This is a genomic window from Variovorax sp. LjRoot175 (assembly GCF_964253805.1).
GTDB lineage: Bacteria > Pseudomonadota > Gammaproteobacteria > Burkholderiales > Burkholderiaceae_C > Variovorax.
The window spans coordinates 115,520-134,980 of record NZ_CAXURY020000001.1 but is presented as its reverse complement, the minus strand read 5'-3'; the positions used below and the strand labels follow the sequence as shown (position 1 = coordinate 134,980).

At 65.2% G+C, this 19,461-nt stretch carries 24 protein-coding genes; 14 read left to right on the top strand and 10 right to left on the bottom strand.

What is annotated here, in order from left to right; translation table 11 throughout:
• Positions 1–18: 18 nt before the first annotated feature.
• On the bottom strand, positions 19–951 hold the full coding sequence (locus tag ACSQ89_RS00715; protein ID WP_436292249.1) for a dihydrodipicolinate synthase family protein: 933 nt from the start codon (positions 949–951) through the stop codon (positions 19–21).
• A 128-nt stretch (positions 952–1,079) separates the two neighbouring features.
• Here ACSQ89_RS00715 and ACSQ89_RS00710 point away from each other — a divergent pair, with 128 nt between their 5' ends.
• The 5 genes from ACSQ89_RS00710 (at position 1,080) to ACSQ89_RS00690 (ending at position 4,759) form a co-directional block, all read left to right on the top strand.
• Positions 1,080–1,991, top strand: a complete 912-nt coding sequence (locus ACSQ89_RS00710) for a LysR family transcriptional regulator (protein ID WP_436292248.1) — start codon at positions 1,080–1,082, stop codon at positions 1,989–1,991.
• Between the two features lie 94 nt (positions 1,992–2,085).
• Positions 2,086–2,622, top strand: coding sequence for a GrpB family protein (locus tag ACSQ89_RS00705; RefSeq protein ID WP_170855550.1), 537 nt, complete (start codon positions 2,086–2,088; stop codon positions 2,620–2,622).
• 106 nt (positions 2,623–2,728) lie between these two features.
• The gene (locus ACSQ89_RS00700; protein WP_436292247.1) at positions 2,729–3,064 is read left to right on the top strand and encodes a DUF1090 family protein; all 336 of its coding nucleotides are present in this window, start codon (positions 2,729–2,731) and stop codon (positions 3,062–3,064) included.
• Between the two features lie 123 nt (positions 3,065–3,187).
• On the top strand, positions 3,188–3,388 hold the full coding sequence (locus ACSQ89_RS00695; RefSeq protein ID WP_436292246.1) for a hypothetical protein: 201 nt from the start codon (positions 3,188–3,190) through the stop codon (positions 3,386–3,388).
• An 81-nt stretch (positions 3,389–3,469) separates the two neighbouring features.
• Positions 3,470–4,759: a cation:proton antiporter gene (locus tag ACSQ89_RS00690; RefSeq protein ID WP_436292245.1), complete on the top strand. Its 1,290-nt coding sequence runs from the start codon at positions 3,470–3,472 to the stop codon at positions 4,757–4,759.
• 72 nt (positions 4,760–4,831) lie between these two features.
• Here the strand turns inward: ACSQ89_RS00690 and ACSQ89_RS00685 are convergent, their stop codons facing one another.
• Entirely contained in the window at positions 4,832–5,590 is a 759-nt protein-coding gene (locus ACSQ89_RS00685) for a carbonic anhydrase (RefSeq protein ID WP_093104557.1), read from the bottom strand.
• Between the two features lie 238 nt (positions 5,591–5,828).
• Here ACSQ89_RS00685 and ACSQ89_RS00680 point away from each other — a divergent pair, with 238 nt between their 5' ends.
• The 5 genes from ACSQ89_RS00680 (at position 5,829) to ACSQ89_RS00660 (ending at position 8,459) form a co-directional block, all read left to right on the top strand.
• Positions 5,829–6,314: a GNAT family N-acetyltransferase gene (locus ACSQ89_RS00680; protein WP_093104558.1), complete on the top strand. Its 486-nt coding sequence runs from the start codon at positions 5,829–5,831 to the stop codon at positions 6,312–6,314.
• A gap of 37 nt (positions 6,315–6,351) precedes the next feature.
• Positions 6,352–6,909 carry a class IV adenylate cyclase gene (locus tag ACSQ89_RS00675; protein ID WP_436292244.1) on the top strand — a complete coding sequence of 186 codons (558 nt, stop codon included), beginning with the start codon at positions 6,352–6,354 and terminating at the stop codon, positions 6,907–6,909.
• Complete coding sequence (locus tag ACSQ89_RS00670) at positions 6,906–7,328, top strand: hypothetical protein (RefSeq protein ID WP_436292243.1); 423 nt, start codon at positions 6,906–6,908, stop codon at positions 7,326–7,328. Before ACSQ89_RS00675 ends, ACSQ89_RS00670 begins: the two co-directional genes overlap by 4 nt.
• 57 nt (positions 7,329–7,385) lie before the next feature.
• The gene (locus tag ACSQ89_RS00665; RefSeq protein ID WP_436292242.1) at positions 7,386–7,718 is read left to right on the top strand and encodes a 1-deoxy-D-xylulose-5-phosphate synthase; all 333 of its coding nucleotides are present in this window, start codon (positions 7,386–7,388) and stop codon (positions 7,716–7,718) included.
• 90 nt (positions 7,719–7,808) lie between these two features.
• Complete coding sequence (locus tag ACSQ89_RS00660; protein ID WP_436292241.1) at positions 7,809–8,459, top strand: FMN-binding negative transcriptional regulator; 651 nt, start codon at positions 7,809–7,811, stop codon at positions 8,457–8,459.
• A gap of 286 nt (positions 8,460–8,745) precedes the next feature.
• On the opposite strand, the gene ACSQ89_RS00655 is transcribed toward ACSQ89_RS00660, so the two are convergent.
• Positions 8,746–9,318 carry a hypothetical protein gene (locus ACSQ89_RS00655; RefSeq protein WP_436296056.1) on the bottom strand — a complete coding sequence of 191 codons (573 nt, stop codon included), beginning with the start codon at positions 9,316–9,318 and terminating at the stop codon, positions 8,746–8,748.
• Between the two features lie 213 nt (positions 9,319–9,531).
• Here ACSQ89_RS00655 and ACSQ89_RS00650 point away from each other — a divergent pair, with 213 nt between their 5' ends.
• Positions 9,532–10,071 (top strand): cysteine hydrolase family protein, encoded by a 540-nt coding sequence (locus ACSQ89_RS00650; RefSeq protein ID WP_093104566.1) that lies wholly within the window; start codon positions 9,532–9,534, stop codon positions 10,069–10,071.
• Positions 10,072–10,084: 13 nt separating this feature from the next.
• Here the strand turns inward: ACSQ89_RS00650 and ACSQ89_RS00645 are convergent, their stop codons facing one another.
• The 4 genes from ACSQ89_RS00645 to ACSQ89_RS00630 all read right to left on the bottom strand — a co-directional run bounded on the left by ACSQ89_RS00645 (position 10,085) and on the right by ACSQ89_RS00630 (position 13,694).
• Positions 10,085–10,552: an ASCH domain-containing protein gene (locus ACSQ89_RS00645; RefSeq protein ID WP_436292239.1), complete on the bottom strand. Its 468-nt coding sequence runs from the start codon at positions 10,550–10,552 to the stop codon at positions 10,085–10,087.
• A 276-nt stretch (positions 10,553–10,828) separates the two neighbouring features.
• Positions 10,829–12,061 (bottom strand): DUF4382 domain-containing protein, encoded by a 1,233-nt coding sequence (locus ACSQ89_RS00640; protein ID WP_436292238.1) that lies wholly within the window; start codon positions 12,059–12,061, stop codon positions 10,829–10,831.
• 181 nt (positions 12,062–12,242) lie between these two features.
• Positions 12,243–13,049 (bottom strand): alpha/beta fold hydrolase, encoded by an 807-nt coding sequence (locus ACSQ89_RS00635; RefSeq protein ID WP_436292237.1) that lies wholly within the window; start codon positions 13,047–13,049, stop codon positions 12,243–12,245.
• Positions 13,050–13,133: 84 nt separating this feature from the next.
• Positions 13,134–13,694 carry a GAF domain-containing protein gene (locus ACSQ89_RS00630; protein WP_436292236.1) on the bottom strand — a complete coding sequence of 187 codons (561 nt, stop codon included), beginning with the start codon at positions 13,692–13,694 and terminating at the stop codon, positions 13,134–13,136.
• Between the two features lie 185 nt (positions 13,695–13,879).
• Between ACSQ89_RS00630 and ACSQ89_RS00625 the strand changes: the two genes are divergently transcribed.
• The 3 genes from ACSQ89_RS00625 to ACSQ89_RS00615 are packed head-to-tail and all read left to right on the top strand — an operon-like array spanning position 13,880 to position 16,174.
• Entirely contained in the window at positions 13,880–14,482 is a 603-nt protein-coding gene (locus tag ACSQ89_RS00625; RefSeq protein ID WP_093104578.1) for a DUF1326 domain-containing protein, read from the top strand.
• On the top strand, positions 14,479–15,309 hold the full coding sequence (locus ACSQ89_RS00620) for a DUF2182 domain-containing protein (RefSeq protein ID WP_436292235.1): 831 nt from the start codon (positions 14,479–14,481) through the stop codon (positions 15,307–15,309). The genes ACSQ89_RS00625 and ACSQ89_RS00620 overlap by 4 nt, the downstream gene beginning before the upstream one ends.
• A complete protein-coding gene (locus ACSQ89_RS00615) occupies positions 15,302–16,174 on the top strand; it encodes a DMT family transporter (protein ID WP_436292234.1) in 873 nt (290 codons plus the stop codon). Before ACSQ89_RS00620 ends, ACSQ89_RS00615 begins: the two co-directional genes overlap by 8 nt.
• On the opposite strand, the gene ACSQ89_RS00610 is transcribed toward ACSQ89_RS00615, so the two are convergent.
• From ACSQ89_RS00610 to boxB, 3 genes are all read right to left on the bottom strand, one after another.
• The gene (locus tag ACSQ89_RS00610) at positions 16,158–16,595 is read right to left on the bottom strand and encodes a MaoC family dehydratase (RefSeq protein ID WP_436292233.1); all 438 of its coding nucleotides are present in this window, start codon (positions 16,593–16,595) and stop codon (positions 16,158–16,160) included. The two genes, ACSQ89_RS00615 and ACSQ89_RS00610, sit on opposite strands and share 17 nt — an antisense overlap.
• A gap of 9 nt (positions 16,596–16,604) precedes the next feature.
• Positions 16,605–17,885, bottom strand: a complete 1,281-nt coding sequence (boxA, locus tag ACSQ89_RS00605; protein ID WP_436292232.1) for a benzoyl-CoA 2,3-epoxidase subunit BoxA — start codon at positions 17,883–17,885, stop codon at positions 16,605–16,607.
• Positions 17,886–18,007: 122 nt separating this feature from the next.
• Positions 18,008–19,435 carry a benzoyl-CoA 2,3-epoxidase subunit BoxB gene (gene boxB / locus ACSQ89_RS00600; protein ID WP_093104585.1) on the bottom strand — a complete coding sequence of 476 codons (1,428 nt, stop codon included), beginning with the start codon at positions 19,433–19,435 and terminating at the stop codon, positions 18,008–18,010.
• Positions 19,436–19,461: the final 26 nt, after the last annotated feature.

Genomic DNA, 19,461 nt, shown 5'->3' with positions numbered 1-19,461 from the left:
TTGGGTCTCGCCGCGCGCTCAGCGCTTCAGCAGACCCGCGTTGTCGAGCGCGGCGCGCAGCGCCTGCATCTCGGCCTCGCTCGGCGCTTCGGTCGGCGGGCGGGCGGTCGGGTCCTTGATGACGCCGGCGAGATACATACCGGCCTTCATGCGTGCATGCGCCTCGCCCGTGGGCTCGCCGCCGCCATACACCGCGTCCTTCAGCGGCGTGATCAGGGCCTGGACCTTCATGGCCTTCTTCAGGTCGCCGGCCTTGACCGCTTCCCAGAGATCGTTGATGAGGCCGGGAATGAAGGTCGCGAAGCCGACCAGTGCACCGTCGACGCCCTGCACCATCGACGCCAGCAGGTATTCGTCATGGCAGGTGAGGATGGACTTGGAGGCATCGGCCTCGCGAATCGCCTTGATGTCGCTTGCGTACTTGTTCATGTCGCGCTGGCCGACCTTGAAGGCCTGCACGTACGGCAGCTTCGCCAGTTCTGCCAGCGTGGCGGACGAATAGGCGGCCCGCGTCCAGGCGGGATACACGTGGGCCACCAGGTCCAGGCCGGCCTCCGAGATCGCCTCGAAGTAGTCGGCGACGTGCCCGGCGCGGAAGCCGAAGCGCAGCCAGTGGTGCGGCGGCATCACGTCAAGTGCGCGGGCGCCCGCGTCGCGCGCCATGCGCGCATGCTCCTTGGCTTCCAGCAGGCCTTCGCAGACGATCGAGGAGATCACCGGGAGCCTGCCCTCGAGCTCGCTGGCCACGATGCGCGTGACCTCCGCGCGCTCCTTCGCCGTCAGCGAGAACACCTCGCCGGTGTGGCCGTTGGTCATGACCGCGACCACGCCGGGCTGCTCGGCCAGCCAGGACGCATGGCGTCGCAGCTCGGGCTCGTCGATGCGGAAGTCGCGCGTGAAGGGGCAGGCGATGGCAGGAATGATCCCGCGGTAATTCTGGATGGTCGGCATGATGTCTCCTGGGTTAAAAACTCCTGGAACGGCGAGCAAGTCGCGTCCGAGTGGCCCCATGGTCGCCCTGCAGCGCGCCAAAGGCCAATGCCCGTTTTCTCTTCTTGTATGCCGCCAAAGCACCGCCGATGAATTTCTTGTGGCTCGAAGACTTCCTCGCCCTGGCCGCTACGGGCAACTTCTCCCGAGCCGCCGAGGAGCGGCACATGACCCAGCCGGCTTTCAGCCGGCGCATCCGCGCGCTGGAGGAGTGGCTCGGCGTGGTGCTGGTCGACCGCACCAGCCATCCGGCAACGCTGACCGAAGCCGGCGAGTGGTTCCGCTCATCGGCGCAGGAGCTGCTGGCGCGCGTGGCCCGCATGCCGGACGAGGCGCGCGCCGTCGCCGACGCGAGTTCGGCCACGCTGCGGATCGCCTCCACGCACGCCTTGTCGCTGACCTTCATGCCGGCATGGCTGCGCGGACTGGAATCCGGTGCGTCCGCCGGCCCGATGCAACTGGTGTCGGACGTGATGCAGCAATGCGAAGCACTGATGCTGCAAGGCCGCACGCAATTCCTGCTGTGCCATGGGCATGCGCAGGTTCCCGGGCGGCTGGAGGCAGGCGGCTTTCCCTCGTGCGTGGTCGGTGCCGACGCGCTGATCCCGGTCTGCGCCCCCGGTAAACGCAACACGCCGGTCCATGCGCTGCGCGGCACGGATTCGGCGCGCGTTCCCATGCTCGCCTACAGCACCGAGTCCGGCCTGGGCCGCATCATGCGCGCCGTCCTCGGGGCCAGGCTCGAGCAGCTGGCGACGAACGTGGTCCTCACCGCGCACCTTGCGACGGTCTTGAAGACGATGGCGCTCGAGGCGCGCGGTATCGCCTGGCTGCCTGTCAGCCTCATTCAAACCGAGCTGGCGGAAGGAACGCTCTTGCCGGTCGGAGACGGCAAATGGAATGTGGAGCTCGAGATCCGGTTGTTCCGCACGCCGGGACAGCTGCCGAGGGCGGCAGAAATGTTCTGGAGGGCGGCTATGCAATCGGCGCGACGCGTCTGAGCTATACGGTCCGGTCTTTGACAGCCCTGACCGCTCGGCGAAAGGACACTTCGCAACCAGGGACGATCTCGTCGCTGCATCGCATGGAGGCGCCATGAAGGTCGACACGTTTGACGAGGGCTTGGAGCACCGCAACATCCTGCCCTACGATCCCGCGTACTCCGATGTGTTCGCGCAAGTACGGCGATACGTCCAAGAGAATCTGGAGGGCGTGGAGCTCGTTCACATTGGGAGCACAGCCATCCGCGGTTTGCGGGGCAAACCCATGGTGGATATCGCCGCCATCACGAGCCGAGAGGATCTACGCGCTGCGCAAGAGGAGTTTGAGAGGCTTGGATTTCACCGGCGTGCCGTGTGGGTGGACAAAGATGAGAAGCCGTACGTCTGCGGGTGCATTCAACACGACGGACGCAGGTTCAACATCAACATACACATCTGCCATCGGGGTGATCCGGTTCACAAGGACTCCTTGGCATTCATGGACATCCTCCATCGACGTCCAGACCTGCGTAGGAAGTACGAGGAAGCCAAGGACCATGCTCACATGATCGATCCGGTCAATCCAGAGGTCTACAACCGGGAAAAAGAGGCTGTGATCAAAGAGATACACGCGCAGATCGGGCTGGCGTAGAGGCGGGCCGGTCAGCGTGTTGCGAGACCGGCGGAGCAACCGGTAGCGGCCGACCGTGGGAAGTTGCTGGCAAACTCGACTTCTCCTTGCTCTCACTGGTACCGGTATGCGCGTGAAACCTTCCTTCTTGGCCATCGCGCTGGCTCTGGCAATTCCCGCCATCGCACAGCCCGTAGACCAGGCGGACAACACCGATTGCAAAGCTAAGGAAGCTGCGCTCGAGCGGGACATCGACATCGCCCGCTCCAAAGGCCAAATGCTGCGCCGAAGGCAGCTCGCCGAGGCGTTGGCCGCACTGCAAACTCGTTGCAAGGCGGTCGCCGCCCCGGAGCAGAGTCGCGCAGCGCGCATCGAGAGGCTGGAGCAAGAAATCCGGGACCTGCGGCTGGAACTCAACCGTGCAGAGGAGCAATTGCGCGAGTTGAAGCACGGAGGGCCGTAACGGCTCGCCGCGCATCCGTTGGGGAGAGCCCAGTTACGAGCGGACGGCGGCCCCTGCTTTTTCTCCGGTGATTCGTCGATTCCATCACGCAACGCGTTGCGCTGGTTGGGGCAAACTGACCGCATGTTCAGAGCGCTGCTTCTTCTCCTTGTTGCCCTAGGCCCGCTCTGGCTCGTCTACACGTTCGGCTTCTGGCTGCTCATCGCGTTCGTCGCGCTCACCGCCGCAACCTTTGTGTTTTCAACTGGGCAGGCGCGAGCATCCGAAGCGACTCAGGGTGGTCGGCTAACCGGCTATCACACCACCGAGTCTGCGGACTTCTAGGCAGGGCAAAGGCGCACATGACCCGCATCATTCCAGCGCTGGTCCTGGGGACGGCTTAGAGCCCGATAGCGTCGGTGCGCGGTGTGGCAGGATGCGGGCCTTCGACAAACCGGCACCGGCCACATGTCCCTGACACTCCTCTTCCTGCAGCTCACCGTCATCCTGGTCACCGCTCGGACCTGCGGCCTCGTGCTTCGGGCATTCGGCCAACCGATGGTCATTGGCGAGATGGCGGCGGGGATCCTGCTCGGGCCGGTCGTGTTCGGCGCGCTGTTCCCGCAGTGGCATCAACAGCTTTTTCCCCCAGCATCGCTTCCAGGGCTGTCCTCGCTCGCGACCGTGGGGGTCGTGCTCTTCATGTTCATCGTCGGCGCTGAGCTACGCGCGCCCAGCGGCATGGGGGCGCAGTTCAGGGCTGCGGGCTGGGTCGGCGTATCGAGCATGGTGCTCCCGATGGTCCTGGGCCTGGCGATCGCGCCGGTCCTTCATCCTGCGCTCGCACCGCAGGGTGTGGAATTCTGGCCATTCGCGCTGTTCCTCGGCGTGGCACTGTCGATCACCGCGTTCCCGGTGCTGGCCCGCATCCTCAAGGACCGCAACATGACGCGCACGCGCGTCGGCCAGCTGTCGCTCGGCGCCGCCGGCGTGGTGGATGCGCTGGCGTGGATTCTGCTGGCGCTGGTTGTCGCGCTGGCGAGTGCTGGCGCCGGACTGCAGGGTTTCATGCACATCGCGATCGGCCTGGTTGTGCTGGTGACCGTGGTATTCCTCGCTGTGAAGCCGATGCTGGCCTGGTTGCTGCGCACCCACGCGCCGGACGGCGTGCCTTCGCCGATGATGCTGGCAGTGCTGCTGATCGGCATGTTCGTCTGCGCCATGCTCACTGAATGGCTGCATCTGCACGCAGTCTTCGGCGCGTTCCTCTTCGGTGTTGCTCTTCCGCGCGACGACCGGCTTCTGCACGCGCTGGCCGAGCGGATAGAGCCACTGTCGATCGTCGTGCTGATGCCGATCTTCTTTGCGCTGGCTGGGCTGGGAACCAGTGCCGGCGCGTTCGCGAACAGCGGCCTGGGCATGCTTGCACTGATTCTGCTGGTGGCCAGCGTCGGCAAGATCGTTGGCGGCGCGGTCGGTGCGCGGATGTGCGGCTACGGCTGGCGGGAGAGCCTGGCGACGGGATCGCTGATGAATTCACGTGGCCTGATGGAACTCATCGTGATCAAGGTCGGGCTTGACGCTGGACTGATCGGGGCCGAGTTGTTCACGATGCTGCTGGTGATGGCTCTGGTCACGACGGCCGCGACAGGCCCGCTACTTTCGCTGATCGCCCGGAAGAGCCCGAAGCCGATCGATCGGCCGACGAGCGCCTAGACCGCGCCCGGAGGCGCGGTGACGGACTTGTCATCGCGGTCGCATGCGGCGTGCATGAGGCCGGAAGCCAGTTCAATTCGAGTTGGCCGTCAACACCTTGCGGCCATTCAACGGTTGCACAGGCCGTGCATTCATCTTGTAGAGCTTCCTGAACGCGGCAAGCTGCGAGGCGGAGAGCTCGACTGGCGTCTTCAGCACCTGCCAACGCACCTCTTCGCTGCAAGGCGGCGTCGTCAGCGATCCCATGAAGGCGTAGTAGGCACGATCGGCAGGTAGCAGATCGGCCGGGTTGATGGCGACGTCCAGCTTCAGGGTTTCGCCTTCCTTGGCCGGCAGGTGGTCGAACACGGGCTTCAGCGCCGCGTTCTCCTTTCCGGCCTTGAACAGCACCGCAATGACGGCGAGCTGTCCCTCTGCGTTCTTATGCACGAGATGCGCAACCAAGGGGTACGCCTTGCCGTCGATCTTCTCTTCGCTCGGCGTGTGGAAATGGAACTGCAGCAGCTTGTACTCGACCCCATCGAGGGTGACCGAGCCGGCCGCGGGCAGATTCACCTGGATCGTGTGGCCGTTGTTGACCACTTCGCCGGTCTCGGCCGCGTAGGCAAAGCCGAGGGGCTTCGCGCCATGCGATTTCTCGACCACCCGGGTGTCGACGTTGATCGGCGATTGGTGCTTGCCTAGCTTGCACAGCTTGAAGCTTTCATCCAACTCAGCCCAGTGGGCGGCGCTGCCGTGGCCCTGGTAGCTCCAATGGGGATGGCCTTGGGCAAAGGCCAGGGGTGCGACGCTCAGTGCACATGCCGCAGCAAGCAACAGTTTTGATTTCATGGATCCTCGTTGGGTGAACGCCGGCGATTGTAGGTACGAGCCCTGAACACAGTCTTAATCGCCAAGACAGTTGCAGCACTCCGCCGACATGCAGGCGCAAATGCGCGAAGCTTCGTCGCTGCGATGAAGTTTCAGCGCGTCACGGTCGAGCCGTGACGGGCAGAATGCGGGCCAATAGCGGTCGTCCGCTGGACATACCTGCCGCCATCCATTCCTGTCATTCCCAAGGATTCCTTGAATGCGCCGACTTGCCAAGCCTGAAGACATTGAGGCCGTGTTCTCAATCTACGCGCACGAGAAGGTAGTACCGTTCCTCACCTACGAACCCATGTTGCTCGACGAGTTCGAAGGTATCTACGATGAGCTCATCAGAAGCAGTTGTTTCTACCTGTGGGAAGTCGATGGCTCGCTCGCCGGCTTCTACAAGGCGACTCGCTACCCAGGTCGGGTGCGGCATGTCGCCCTGCTTGGAACCCTGGCGGTAGACCCGCGACGCCACGGGCAAGGCATAGGGCATGCCATGCTTGCTGATGCGATAGAGCGGCTCAAGGCCGAGGGTGTCCGACGCATCGAGCTGTACGCCGAGAGCGACAACACGCAAGCACTGCGCTTCTATGGAAAGCTGGGTTTTCTACACGAGGGCACTTTGCGCGAGTTCTACAAACGGGCCAACGAGCCACATTACGTAGACGAGTACGTGCTGGGGCTGCTTGTGAAGGCGTGAACGCAACGCGGCGATAACTACCTAGGCAGATGTGAACATGGCTCGAAACGTAGAAATCAAAGCACGCGTGCAGGACCTTGCACGGCTAGCTGCCGTGACGGCCAGTTTTGCCGACACGGGGCCAGCCGACATCTTCCAGGATGACACCTTCTTTGCATGCCCAAGCGGTCGGCTGAAGCTGCGGGCATTCAGCGATGGGACTGGAGAGTTGATTTTCTACCGGCGCCCCGACCAGGCCGGGCCGAAAGAGGTTTTCCATGTTCGCACGCCGACCTCTGAACCGGACGGGCTCCGCGAAGCGCTGAACCTTGCCTATGGCACGGTCGGGCGAGTTGTGAAGCATCGGGTTCTGTATATCGCCGGTCGTACGCGCATCCATCTTGACGAGGTTCGTGGGCTGGGTGCCTTCCTCGAACTTGAAGTGGTACTGCGGGACGACGAGGGACGCGACGACGGAACCCGCGAAGCGGCACAACTCATGGAGCGTCTCGCGATTGATGCTGCCCAGTTGGTGGAGGTCGCGTACGTAGACCTCCTCAAGCAGCGTTCCGAGTTGCGGTCCGCCGAGCAGTGCAGCCTTTCCCGTCAAATATGAAAACACCCGCAATCATCAACGAACGGTTTGCTGAAAAGATGGAGCTACGCCCTTGGGCAAGCGTGCACGAAGGGCGCATCGTTTCTCAAGAGTGGCGTCGGCAGCTTGGTGGAAGGAACATGAGCGCGGCTCTGACCGCCGCCATCAAACCTGCCGCAACTTTTTCCTTTTCGGTCAGCGCGGACGGCATCGATGACGAGTACGTCGCAGCGGCGAAGAACGGAGTCCTCACGACGCTGCTCGCGCAGAGCTACGTTTCAGTCTTGGCGTGCAACGTCGAGCTCTCGGGCTTTCGCGATGGCGGCCAGGACGCTTCGTACGCTGCGTTCTTCATGGTCGCCAAGGAGGCCACTGAACGACTCCTGGGAGTTTTCCCAGGTTTCAAACACAACATCGACTGGGGCGGCGGGCAGCTGTAAACGGCTACGACCGGACACTCCCACCAGCCTCCTACTTCTCACAAGAGCACGAACCTGATGAAGAGCCGCATCATGTACATCGAAGCGAAGTCGGGCGGTCTGACAGGACCAGCTCGCATCGGCCGAGTCACCTGCTCCAAGTCCGGGGCAACGCTGTACTACGGAGGCAAGGCTTTTCGTAGCCTTAAAGGGAGCGGATTCAAGTCGAACTATTTCGACGTTGAGACAGGCGAGCACTGCTGGATTTCAGGACCCCGCCGGGACGGCAAGGACGCTCTGTACGCCACGCACGTCCGGCCCGTCATTGACGACGACGTTCAGGACGAGTACTGGTCGAAGGTTCGCGGGGTTGCCTCCTCACCGCTCGAGGGCGAGAAACAGGTCGCTTGAAGATTGGCGCCCAGTGCAAAGGCAGAATGCGGCCAGAAGCGGCCCCTTCGGCACAGGTGTGCATGGTTCAACTGAATCTTCGGAGTTTTCGTGTACGTATCAAAGCACCACGCACAGTCCGACTTTGTCGAAGCCCAGGCATTGATAGAGGCCTACCCGCTGGGCGCGTGGGTCGCGCCAAGCGGCGAAGGGCTGGTCGCAAACCATGTTCCCTTTCTGCTGGACAGGTCGCGCGGCAAGCTCGGAACACTTCTTGGCCACGTCTCGCGCGCCAATCCCGTGTGGACGCAGCTCCTCGCATCGAAGCATTCAGTGGTCATGTTCCAAGGCCCTCAGTCGTACATCACGCCTGGCTGGTACCCGAGTAAGCAAGAGCACGGGAAGGTCGTCCCAACCTGGAACTACGCGGTCGCACACGCACACGGCGTGGCCCGAGCCATCAACGACGAAACCTGGCTGCGTGACATGCTGGTTCGCTTGACGGCTGTTCATGAGTCCTCACAGCAACTGCCTTGGAAGGTGACGGACGCGCCAGCGGACTTCATCGACAAGCTCTTGCGTGCGGTGGTGGGCATAGAGATTCCAATCGAGCGCTTGGTCGGAAAGCTCAAGGCGAGTCAAGATGAAGCATTGCAAGACAGGCTAGGCACCGTCGCCGGGCTTGCCGCCGAAGGGACTGAGAACGCTGCGGCAATGGCTTCCGTTGTCGAGCGCGCTATGTCTGGGCGTGAAGACGTCTGACCCAGCGACGGGGACTCCAACTCAACGTCGGCTTCAGAGAAAATCGTAGGACCGCAGTGGGGCCCATTGCGGAAGTTCGAGAGACCAACTTCGACACCGCAAAGGACCGCTCAACGTTTGAGCTCAGCCGCGCGCGAAGGCCGCAGGCCCGCTGCGGCTGGAGCGATCAGTCAGCACTGCTCGCATTTCGCGCCGCCCCCGCCAGCCCGTTCGACGATGTCCCTGGCGGCCGCGTGAATCCGCCCGATCGATTGAGCTGCCGGCCATAGTCCAGCGCCCAGCCACGTCAGAACTCCCCGAGCGTCGCACCGTTGGTCGGCTTCTGCAGCCAGTTCGCGATGTCGCCGCCCAACGCATAGGTCACCACGCCCACCATGCTGCAGGTGCTGCGCGGCACGCCGAAGTAAATGAACATCTGTCGCTGCGCCGTGAAGCCGGCGGACGGCTCTCCGCTGCGTTCCAAGGTGCCGCGCAATTGCACGATCTTGGGTCCGCCATAGAGGCCGCCGGCGTTCGCAAGAATGTCGGTGATCTCGATCTTCAGCACAGGCGCCCCGTCGGTGCCAGGAGAGCGGGCCGGAAGCAGGTATTCGTAGGGCGCGATCAACTGGTCTTGCACGGCCTGCTGCAACGAGGCCGGCACATCGCACGGATCGTCTTTCTTCGATAGCTGAAGGCCCTTGGCGGTCGTGCCATATGCGATGGCAGGCATCACCACCGTATTGCGCGCGCTGGCGGCGGCCGGCTCTGCCTGCGGCGCTGCCGGCTGACGCGAGCCGAAGGCAGTCAACAGCACGATGGTGTTCAGGACGACGAAAAGCCGTGTGACTGCGCGCCCCGCAAATGACGGTTGGGTCATGAAGGTCTCTTGAAGGAAGGGTGAGGTGCCTGACGGCAGGAGTGCACCTGCAGCCTCCCATGCATATCGGCAGAGCGCTGCAATTGTTTAGCCGGTCGATCGCGTGTTCATGGCCGCGCGCCGGTGCCTACAATCGCCGGCGTCGACCAAATGGCCGCAAGGTGTTGGCGATCAACTCGAATTGAGCCGGCTTCCGGCCTGACACACCCAAGCATGAATACCGCGCTCCTTGTTATCGATGTCCAGCAGGGCCTTTGCGAAGGCGAGCATGATGCCTTCGAGTCGCAGCAAGTCATCCGTCGAATCAATCAGGTGGCGGACAGGGCTCGGGCCGCTGGTGCATTGGTGGTCTTCATCCAGCATGAATCGAATGCCGGCTACCTCGAGTTCGGAACGGATTCGTGGCAGCTGGCCCGTGGCCTCGAAGTGAAGGCGACGGACCTGCGCATCCGAAAGACTTCCCCGGACTCGTTCCATCGCACGGAGCTCGAGGAAGTGCTCAAGGACAATGGCGTCACGGACCTTGTCGTTTGCGGAATGCACACGGAGTTCTGCGTGGACACGACAACACGAAGGGCTCTGGCGCTGGGCTACCCGGTGGTCCTGGTCGAGGACGCGCACACGACGGAGGGGAATCAGTACCTGTCGGCGCCTCAGGTGGTCCAGCACCACAACACAACCCTCAGCAACATCAGCAGTTTTGGCCCTCGCGTTCGCCTGGTCTCGACTGCAGACTTTCGAATCGGCGCGTGAAGGTTGCGGTCTATCAAGACATGTAGATGACGCTGAAGCGCTCACAGACTACGGGCATGACTTGGCTTGGCGCTCGCCCGATGCGAGCGCACTCGCGGCCGAAGTAGGCCCAATGGACGTGGCGCCAGTACGCCAATGACCCGTCGCCTTCGCCCTCGCTGGCGGCGAACTCGGCTGTGACCTGCTCGAAGGGCACCACCTCGATCTCCAGAGTCTCGATGACGCACGCGGGCTTGCCGTCCCAGTAAGTGACGACGCTGAGGGCGCCTGGCTTGGGTGGCGAGACGCCTGCGCTCTCGTACGTCCAGACAAGACCGGCAGTGGCACGCTTGACGCCCGCGAGCACGAGCTGCGCCAGTTCGTTGGCGCCGGCTTCGTTGTCGTGGAAGTGGAAGGCCTCGAAGAACCGGGCGGAGCGATCTTCTCCCATCTCCGTGCAGAAGTCCTGCCAGAACGCGGCGATGCTTGGTGGGATGTTCATGCGTTTCCTGCGGGTTGACTTCGCTTCATGGCCAGCGCAATCAGTTTGCGCTGGGCGGTCCGCATCTTGATGCAAGATGCCCCGCTTGGAGCGCACTGGCGTACGAAGGGGCCGACATGGCGATCATCGGAAGCGGCAGCGCCCCATGGCGCTGCGCGGCCGGGACCCGGCCCATATCAAGGCCTTCCATCCCACGCTGGTGAGGGTCACGCGGCGCTTCGAACGCCGCTGGTGGGGCTGAAGTTGCGGCTGCGCGTGCGAAGGTAGTCCGATCGATCAGAACTGGAAATTCTGATCGACAAGGTCGCTCGCAGTGATGTCGACCTGCCGCGTGCTGACAGCGCCCGCGTCACTGGTTGCCTGGATGCTGTATTTGCCCGCGGCGGCGGTGTCTGCCGTCAGCGGAATGGGAAGCGTCGTCTGATAGGTGCCCACCATGGGCGCGGCCGCCGGCAGCGCCGGCTGCGCATCGAAAAGGCCGTAGGCTCCCGTATCGAGGTTGCTCGCCGTGGCGGCGATCTCGAATGTGCGCGCGCCGCTCAGCTGCAGGGCCCGGATCGTTGCTTGCGCGCTGGCCGGGCTGACAGCCCCGGAAACCTTGCGAAATGCCGAGCTCGGCAGTGTGATGGGGGCGCCCGCGGTGGCAAGGGCCGTGCTGCCGCCGGCGGTGACCGGAACGTCCCGAATGATGCCGGTGCCGCGAGCGTTGGTCGAGGTGGGCACGATCACCACGTCCACGGTGCCCACGCTGCTGCTCTGCTCGATCGGCGACAACGTGAAGTTGCCGTTCGCGTCCGCCACCGAAGCCTTGACCACCGTACCGTTGCGTTCGGCATAGACCCTGGCACCCGGCGCACTGGCCAACACGCCGGTCACCGAGCCGCTGACCGCGCTCGGAAGCGCCGTCACTACCGGCTTGAGGCCGTAGGTGCCGTTGCCGCGCGTCACAATCGACTTGCAGGCATCGAAGTCCAGGATCAGGTCGGTCAGCGTGTCGGCCGCCACGGTGAAGGGACGGATGATCTTGATGCCGGACTGCACCGCGCTGGGGGTGTCGAGCGGCTGCTCGACACCGCCGGTAGGCACCACCGAGTTGGCGACCTTGCCGGCCCCGTTGGCCGCGAGCACCAGGCGAATCTGCTGGTACGTGCCGGCTGCGAGCGGCGTCTGGCCAAGCGTCGTGAGCACGCCGTTGGTCAACGACAAAAGATCGATGCGTCGTGCCGGATCGACCACGATGTCAACCCATCCGGATCCGCCTGCGTCGACGCCGGCATCGCCGTGGACCCGCACTTTCTCGACGGTGACGAAGACATTGTCGAAGCCGCAGGCGGGCGCATCTGTCATCGATACGCGCAGCGTGCCTGAAGAATTGGCAGCCGTCGTCCCGGTCCCGGCCGAGAACCCGCCGCCTCCGCCGCCCCCACCTCCGCAGGCCGAGAGCACGAGGGCACTGCTCAGGGTCAGCATGCGAAGTGAGTACGCCAAGGGGTTCTTGATTTTCAGCATGTCCGGCTCTGTTGTTTCGAGGTTCAGAAGCAAATGTGAAAAAGTCACATTCGACGCCTGAATCCTACAAGGCAGGGGTGCACGCTGCAAGACAACGATGGTGTTATCACCAGGCGATGTGGTCGTTGGTCAGGCTCCCGGCTCGTCCCTGCAACCGACAGGCTGGCCTTCGGCCGAATCCTCAATGGCATGCGAGAAAGCCCGCCACGACGTCGTTGACCAGCTCCGGATGCGTGACCGGCCCCATGTGCCCGAGCCCGGCGAACTCGATGACGGTGACCTTGGCCAGCGTGCCGGTCAAAAGCCTGGCCACCCCGCGCGACGAAGCGGGAGACTGCCCGCCCATCATGTACAGCACCGGGAGATCGAGCGCGCGAAAGGCCCGCAGGGGCGTGGGCTCGGAGAAGAGCGCCCGGGCCCAGCCCGCGACGTTGACCATGGATGCGGCGACGGGCGCCTGGCGCGCCTCGGGCATGCCGCTCCAGCTTCCCGGGCCCATCCAGTAGTCGATGAAGCGCTGGGCGGCGGCAGCCTGGTCGCCGGCATCGATGGCCGCGGCGGCATCGGCCACGGCAAAGCGGATGCCGTTCGCCGCCTCCTGGCCTGGCGCTTCTTCTTCGAGCAGCGCGAACAGGGTCGGCTCGTACAACGCGATGGCGCGAATCCGCTCGGGGCGGGCGAGCGCCGCCATCAGGGCCACCGCGGCGCCGTAGGAGTGCCCGACCAGGAAGAAAGGTTCGCCGGCCGCCGCGAACACAGGCTCCAGGAACGCGACCTCGTCGCCCAGCGCGACGACACGGTCAGCCGGCCAGGCAGGACTCCTGCCGGCGCCGAAGGAGTCGGGAGCGAAGACGCGGTAGCTCGGTGACAGGCGCTCCATCAGCGCACGCCACTGCGCGGAAGCGCTCGCATTGGCGTGGATGCAGACGACGCCGGGGCCGGCGCCGGCGCCGGCTTCGCGGAAATAAGGCGATTGCTGTTGTGGCATGGGCACCGACTGTCGTGCCGATGCGCGGCGGCGTCCTGCCCGCGCGTCGGGCAGGCTTGCCCGATCGTCCGCATGTCGCTGCCGTCAACGCGTGTGGGACAGCCTCACCTCGTGCCCTTCGGCCTGCGCCAGGAGCTGGGCAATCGCGTCGGCCGCCATTTCCAGGCGCTTCACGTCGCGCTCTTCGAGATCGGCGCCCGGCTCGAAGCTGAAACCGCACAGCACGCCGTAGAGGGTGCCGTCGGTGAACCGCACCGGCACGCCGATGTGGGCGCCCATGCCGTCGTAGTAGTCGGGCAAACCATTCGCGATCCGCACGCGCGTGATGTCGGGCACCAGGCAATCCATCCGGCCGTCGATGATCCGCTGGCAGATGGTTTCGTCCAGCGGGTGGAACTGCCCCGGCTGAACGATGGCCGGCGCGGTCTTCGAATCGATGTGGCGGAACACGCGATTGGCGTTCACGAACTCGCCGACGAACAGCACCTCGAGATTGAGCTGTTCGCGCACGACGCGCAGAAGACTGCCGATGCAACGCTCGATGAGGCCGGCGTCCGCATTCGCGACTGCGTCCGCTGTGATGGCGGCGATGCGCATCTCCCAGCCCTCCGGGTTCTCCGATTCACTGTCGAAGATCGTTCTCATGTATATCCACTTTCATGAATCGATCCTAAGCGGACCCCGGCGATTTCGCGCGTGAAGAATAGCCTTGAAAGGCACAGAAACTCCGATATGGACTTGGCCCGGCACGCGGCGTAGCATCGATTCCCCCCTTGCCGCCAACGTTGCGGCGACAAGTCCATGTCCCAGTGGCTTCAATGGAGGTGCGTATGAGCTATCACCTGGAAGGTCGCCTGCTCGAGGTTTGCAACTGCAATGTGCTGTGCCCCTGCTGGATCGGCGAGGATCCTGACAACGGCACCTGCGACACCATCGTCGCGTGGCGCATCGACAAGGGAACGGTGGACGGCCTTGACGTGGGCGGCAACACCATCGCAGCCGTGGCCCATGTGCCCGGCAACATCCTGGAAGGCAACTGGACCGCCGCGATCTTCGTCGACGACAACGCCTCCAAGGCGCAAGAGGAAGCGCTGCTCAAGGTCTACACCGGCCAGGCCGGCGGGCCGATTGCCGACCTCGCCAAGCTGATCGGCACGGTGGTGTCGGTGGAGCGGGCGCCGATCCGCTTTACCGTGGACGAGGGCAAGGGCGAACTCGCGATCGGCAAGAACTACTACGCCGAACTCGAGCCCTATCGCGGCGCGATGGGCGGCCTGACCACCCTCTCCGACACCGTGTTCTCGACGGTACCGGGCGCGCCGGTGTTCGTCGGCAAGGCGCCGACTTATCGTTCCAAGAACCCGGCCCTCGGCATCGATCTCGACATCAAGAACCACAACGCCCTGCAAAGCACCTTCGTCTTCGACGCATGAGCGCCGCCGCAGGCGCCGGGCGAGCGGGTCGGCTGCCCGCCGGCGCCTCCCGTCACCGCCGCGTGTTCCTGCCGCTGCTGGCCGCGCTGATTGCGCTCGCGTGGCTGGCGCTGTGGGCCTGGGCGCGCAGCCCCTACGGACGCTATCTCGAGCACGGCGACTGGACGGCATCGGGACCGGCGGCGTTCCTGTGCCGCGTCGTTCCGGCGGGCGACGTGCTCGTGCCCGCGCTGCTCTACGGCCTCGCGTGGATCCTCATGACGGCGGCCATGATGCTGCCGACCACGCTGCCGCTCTTCAACGCCTTCGACCGATTGACGGCCGAGCGCCCGGACCATGGGCGCCTGCTGGCGCTGCTCGCCCTGGGCTACATGGCGGTGTGGGGCGCCTTCGGCCTGCTGGCGCATGCGCTGCACGGCACCCTGCTGGCGCTGCTTTCCAGCGCGCCCACGCTGGCCTGGCATGGCTGGCTGATCGGCGCCGCGACCATCGCGCTGGCCGGGGCCTTCCAGTTCAGCAAGCTCAAGCACCGCTGCCTGGAGAAGTGCCGCACGCCCTTGAGCTTCGTCATCGAGCACTGGCGCGGGCAGGCGCAGGCGCGCCAAGCCTTCGCGCTGGGCATGCACCACGGCCTGTTCTGCGTCGGTTGCTGCTGGGCGCTGATGCTGTTGATGTTCGCGCTCGGCACCGGCAGCCTGGGCTGGATGCTGCTGCTGGCCGCCGTGATGGCGATCGAGAAGAACTTTCGCTGGGGCCATCGCCTCAGCACGCCGCTCGGCGTCGCGCTGCTGGCATGGGCCATGGTCCTGGTGGCCGTTCATGCCTGAAGCGCGCGACGGCCCGCCCGGCCTGCAGACCCTCGCGCTCACCGTGGCCGCCATGCTGGCCTTCGCGGCCAACTCGCTGCTGTGCCGGCTGGCGCTGCAGCAAGAGGCCATCGACGCGGCCAGCTTCGGCAGCATCCGGCTGGTGTCGGGCGCGCTCGCGCTCACGCTCATCGTGCGGCTGCGCGCGAAGCCGCCGGCCGCGGGCCGCGCCGACTGGCTGGCTGCGGCCATGCTGTTCGCCTACGTCGCCTTCTTCTCCTTCGCCTACCTCAGCCTGTCGGCGGGCACGGGGGCGCTGATCCTGTTCGGCGCGGTGCAGCTGACGATGCTGGGCGTCGGGCTGCGTTCGGGCGAGATGTTCGGGCCGGTCGCCTGGTCCGGCTTCGTGCTGGCGGTCGCGGGCCTGGTCTACCTGGTCTCGCCGGGCGTGACGGCGCCGCCGCCGCTCGGGGCCGCACTGATGGCCATCGCCGGCATCGCATGGGGCGTGTACTCGCTGCGCGGCCGTGGCGTGGCCGACCCGCTGGCTGCCACCGCGCGCAACTTCTTGCGCGCGGCGCCGCTCGCGCTGCTGCTGAGCTTGGCGCTGGCGTCCCGAGCCCACGCGAACGCGGCCGGGATCGCGCTGGCCGTGGCCTCCGGCGCGGTCACCTCCGGCATCGGCTATGTCATCTGGTATGCGGCGCTGCCGGGGCTCTCGGCCATGCGCGCGGCGACGGTGCAGCTGTCGGTGCCGCTGATCGCCGCCTTCGGCGGCGTGTTGTTCCTGTCGGAAGCGATCACGCCGCGGCTGGCCTTCGCCTCGGTCGCGATCCTCGGAGGCATCGCGCTGGTGCTGATGGCCAAGGCTAAGCGCCGAGCTTGAACAGACTGGTCGCCTCGAGGTCGAGCACGAGCAGCTCGCGCTGGTTGAACAGGCGCCAGCGCCAGCGCAGGATGCCCAGCGTGGGGCGCTTCTCCGAACGGCGCACCTCGATCACGTCGGCCACGAGTCGCAGCGAATCGCCGGGCCGCACGGGGTTCGGCCATTTCACGTGGCCGAGGCCCGGCGATGCGAAGGATTCAGAATCCGCCAGCGCTGCGTCGGTGACCAGCCGCATCGCGATCGCGCCGGTATGCCAGCCGCTTGCGATCAATCCGCCGAAGGGACCTTCGGCCGCCGCCTCCGGATCGGTGTGGAACCACTGCGGGTCGTAGGCCTTCGCGAACTGCAGCAGCTCCGCCTCGGTCACGAGATAGGGGCCGGCCTCGATGACCTGGCCGGCGTGGAACTCGGCGAACTTCATCGGCCGAGCTTAGTAGGTTTCGAGGTGCAGGCGGCCTTCGCGCTTCAGGCTGGCACCGACCGTGTCCCAGTCGAGTCCGGCTTCCACCGCTACGTCGCGCAGCGCGAGCACCACGCCCTCTTCCATGCTCTTCAGGCCGCACACGTAGAAGTGGCTCTGGCTGTCCTTGAGCAGCGCGGCCAGGTCGGCGGCGCGTTCGCGCATCGCGTCCTGCACATAGCGCTTGGGTTGGCCGGGCGTGCGCGAGAACGCGAAGTTGATGTCGATGAAGTCCTTGGGCAGGGTCTGCAGCGGGCCGAAGTACGGCAGCTCCTGCTGCGTGCGTGCGCCGAAGAAGAGCATCAACTTGCCGCCCTCGAACTTGCCGCTCTTGCGCAGGCGCCGGCGCCATTCGGTCATCGCGCGCATCGGCGCGCTGCCGGTGCCGGTGCAGATCATCACGATGTGCGACTTCGGATGGTTCGGCATCAGGAAGGAGGCGCCGAAGGGGCCGACCACCTGCACCTTGTCGCCGACCTTGAGGTCGCACACGTAGTTGCTGGCGACGCCACGCACCGGCTTGCCCTGGTGGTCCTGCAGCACGCGCTTCACCGTGAGCGACACGTTGTTGTAGCCGGGCCGCTCGCCGTTGCGCGGACTGGCGACGGAGTACTGGCGCGCGAAGTGCGGCTTGCCGTTGGCATCGGTGCCCGGCGGGATGATGGCGATCGACTGGCCCTCCAGCACCGGGAAGGGCATGCTGCCGAAGTCCAGCACGATGTGGTGCGTCTGGTTCTCGTAGCCGGCCTCGGTGCAGTTGAAGTTGCCCACCACGGTGGCGGTGGTCGGGCTCTTCGGCGGGAACAGGTTGGTGTAGGCGTGCGCAGCCGACCAGGGCGGCGTGATGGCGCCGTACTGTGCGGAGTTGAAGGGCACTTCGCCCGGCTCGGCCGGCGGCTGCGGCGGTGCGGCCGGCGCAGGCGCCAGCGTTTCGGCAGGCGATGCGACGCCTTCGGCTTCGAGCTGCTCGGGCGTGAGTTCGGCCGGCAGTTCGTCCCAGGTGAGCTGCTCCTCGATCGAATAGGCGCGCGCCACGGGCATGATGCGCCAGTTGTCGATCGAACCGGTCGGGCACGGCGAGATGCAGGCCATGCAGCCGTTGCAGACATCGGCGCGCACCACGTAGTTGCGGTCGTCGTGCGTGATCGCGTTGACCGGGCAGGTGGCTTCGCAGGTGTTGCAGCGGATGCAGATTTCAGGGTCGATCAGGTGCTGCCTGATGACGCCGATGTCGATGGTGGCCGTTTCCATTAGTCTCTCCTAAAGCCCTCCCCCTCTGGGGGAGGGTTGGGTGGGGGCACGCGGCGCTTGTCGTGGGTACGCTACTTGCCCCTATCCCTGCCTTCCCCCAGAGGGGGAAGGAGTCACACCGATCAGCCGAATCTCACGTACTCGAAATCCACCGGCTGCCGGTTGATGCCCATCACCGGCGGCGCGATCCAGCCGGCGAACTTGCCCGGGTCGACCACGCGGCCCATCAACGATGCCACGAATGCGAAGTCCTCGCCCGTGGGCAGCCACTCGTCCTTCTTGGCGGCCCATTCGGCCTCGTTCACCACGCGGCCTTCGGGCGACATCTTGATGCCGGCCAGGGCGCCGATCTGGCGGTTGAAGGCCTTGTGCGGCACCACCAGGCGGGTCGGGATGCCGGCCTTCTCCAGCACCTTGTTCCAGCGGCTCACGCCGGCCACCGAGTCCTTGATGAAGTCGTCGCGCAGCACTTCGTTGAGCGCATTCAGCATCGGCACGTCCTTCTCGACGAGCTGGCCGTTCTGCACCTCGAGCACCTTGTAGGTCTGGCCCTTGAGCACGTGGTCGTCGCCTCGCTTGCCTTCCTCGTAGCGGCCCTTCAGGCCCGAGCTGTAGAAGGTGGCGGCGTTGCTCGACTGGTCGGCGCCGAACAGGTCGATGGTCACGCTGTAGTGGAAGTTGAGGTAGCGCTGGATCGTGCCGAGGTCGATGGCGCCGGCCGCGCGCACCTTCTGCGGGTCGTCGGTCTTCAGCTCGTTCATCACCTGCGCGGTGCGCTGCAGCACGCGCGAGACGCCGCTCTCGCCCACGAACATGTGGTGCGCTTCCTCGGTCAGCATGAACTTGGTGGTGCGTGCCAGCGGATCGAAGGCGCTCTCGGCCAGGGCCGACAGCTGGAACTTGCCGTCGCGGTCGGTGAAGTAGGTGAACATGAAGAAGGCCAGCCAGTCGGGCGTCTTCTCGTTGAAGGCGCCGAGGATGCGCGGGTTGTTCTCGTCGCCCGAGGTGCGCTGCAGCAGCGCCTCGGCCTCTTCGCGGCCGTCGCGGCCGAAGTGCTTGTGCAGCAGGTAGACCATGGCCCACAGGTGGCGGCCCTCTTCCACGTTGATCTGGAACAGGTTGCGCAGGTCGTACATGCTGGGCGCGGTGAGGCCCAGGTGGCGCTGCTGCTCGACCGAGGCCGGCTCGGTGTCGCCCTGCGTGACGATGATGCGGCGCAGGTTGGCGCGGTGCTCGCCGGGCACGTCCTGCCAGGCCTTCTCGCCCTTGTGGTCGCCGAAATGGATCTCGCGGTTGGCGTCGCCCGGGTTCAGGAAGATGCCCCAGCGGTAGTCGCGCATCTTCACGTGGCCGAACTGGGCCCAGCCCTGCGGGTCGACGCTGACGGCGGTGCGCAGGTAGACCTCGTAGTTGGTCGAGCCGTCGGGGCCGACGTCGTCCCACCAGTTGATGAAGTTCGGCTGCCAGCCTTCGAGCGCGCGCTGCAGCGTGCGGTCTTCGCCGAGGTTGACGTTGTTGGGGATCTTCTCGCTGTAGTTGATCGTGCTCATGGGGGCTCCTGCTTGGATGGAAATCC

What these genes read in the sequence shown, in the direction of transcription:
- ACSQ89_RS00715 (WP_436292249.1), bottom strand. Translation starts at nt 951, where the DNA reads ATGCCGACCATCCAGAATTACCGCGGGATCATTCCTGCCATCGCCTGC.
- ACSQ89_RS00710 (WP_436292248.1), top strand. Translation starts at nt 1,080, where the DNA reads ATGAATTTCTTGTGGCTCGAAGACTTCCTCGCCCTGGCCGCTACGGGC.
- ACSQ89_RS00705 (WP_170855550.1), top strand. Translation starts at nt 2,086, where the DNA reads ATGAAGGTCGACACGTTTGACGAGGGCTTGGAGCACCGCAACATCCTG.
- ACSQ89_RS00700 (WP_436292247.1), top strand. Translation starts at nt 2,729, where the DNA reads ATGCGCGTGAAACCTTCCTTCTTGGCCATCGCGCTGGCTCTGGCAATT.
- ACSQ89_RS00695 (WP_436292246.1), top strand. Translation starts at nt 3,188, where the DNA reads ATGTTCAGAGCGCTGCTTCTTCTCCTTGTTGCCCTAGGCCCGCTCTGG.
- ACSQ89_RS00685 (WP_093104557.1), bottom strand. Translation starts at nt 5,590, where the DNA reads ATGAAATCAAAACTGTTGCTTGCTGCGGCATGTGCACTGAGCGTCGCA.
- ACSQ89_RS00680 (WP_093104558.1), top strand. Translation starts at nt 5,829, where the DNA reads ATGCGCCGACTTGCCAAGCCTGAAGACATTGAGGCCGTGTTCTCAATC.
- ACSQ89_RS00675 (WP_436292244.1), top strand. Translation starts at nt 6,352, where the DNA reads ATGGCTCGAAACGTAGAAATCAAAGCACGCGTGCAGGACCTTGCACGG.
- ACSQ89_RS00670 (WP_436292243.1), top strand. Translation starts at nt 6,906, where the DNA reads ATGAAAACACCCGCAATCATCAACGAACGGTTTGCTGAAAAGATGGAG.
- ACSQ89_RS00665 (WP_436292242.1), top strand. Translation starts at nt 7,386, where the DNA reads ATGAAGAGCCGCATCATGTACATCGAAGCGAAGTCGGGCGGTCTGACA.
- ACSQ89_RS00655 (WP_436296056.1), bottom strand. Translation starts at nt 9,318, where the DNA reads ATGACCCAACCGTCATTTGCGGGGCGCGCAGTCACACGGCTTTTCGTC.
- ACSQ89_RS00650 (WP_093104566.1), top strand. Translation starts at nt 9,532, where the DNA reads ATGAATACCGCGCTCCTTGTTATCGATGTCCAGCAGGGCCTTTGCGAA.
- ACSQ89_RS00645 (WP_436292239.1), bottom strand. Translation starts at nt 10,552, where the DNA reads ATGAACATCCCACCAAGCATCGCCGCGTTCTGGCAGGACTTCTGCACG.
- ACSQ89_RS00640 (WP_436292238.1), bottom strand. Translation starts at nt 12,061, where the DNA reads ATGCTGAAAATCAAGAACCCCTTGGCGTACTCACTTCGCATGCTGACC.
- ACSQ89_RS00635 (WP_436292237.1), bottom strand. Translation starts at nt 13,049, where the DNA reads ATGCCACAACAGCAATCGCCTTATTTCCGCGAAGCCGGCGCCGGCGCC.
- ACSQ89_RS00630 (WP_436292236.1), bottom strand. Translation starts at nt 13,694, where the DNA reads ATGAGAACGATCTTCGACAGTGAATCGGAGAACCCGGAGGGCTGGGAG.
- ACSQ89_RS00625 (WP_093104578.1), top strand. Translation starts at nt 13,880, where the DNA reads ATGAGCTATCACCTGGAAGGTCGCCTGCTCGAGGTTTGCAACTGCAAT.
- ACSQ89_RS00620 (WP_436292235.1), top strand. Translation starts at nt 14,479, where the DNA reads ATGAGCGCCGCCGCAGGCGCCGGGCGAGCGGGTCGGCTGCCCGCCGGC.
- ACSQ89_RS00615 (WP_436292234.1), top strand. Translation starts at nt 15,302, where the DNA reads ATGCCTGAAGCGCGCGACGGCCCGCCCGGCCTGCAGACCCTCGCGCTC.
- ACSQ89_RS00610 (WP_436292233.1), bottom strand. Translation starts at nt 16,595, where the DNA reads ATGAAGTTCGCCGAGTTCCACGCCGGCCAGGTCATCGAGGCCGGCCCC.
- boxA (WP_436292232.1), bottom strand. Translation starts at nt 17,885, where the DNA reads ATGGAAACGGCCACCATCGACATCGGCGTCATCAGGCAGCACCTGATC.
- boxB (WP_093104585.1), bottom strand. Translation starts at nt 19,435, where the DNA reads ATGAGCACGATCAACTACAGCGAGAAGATCCCCAACAACGTCAACCTC.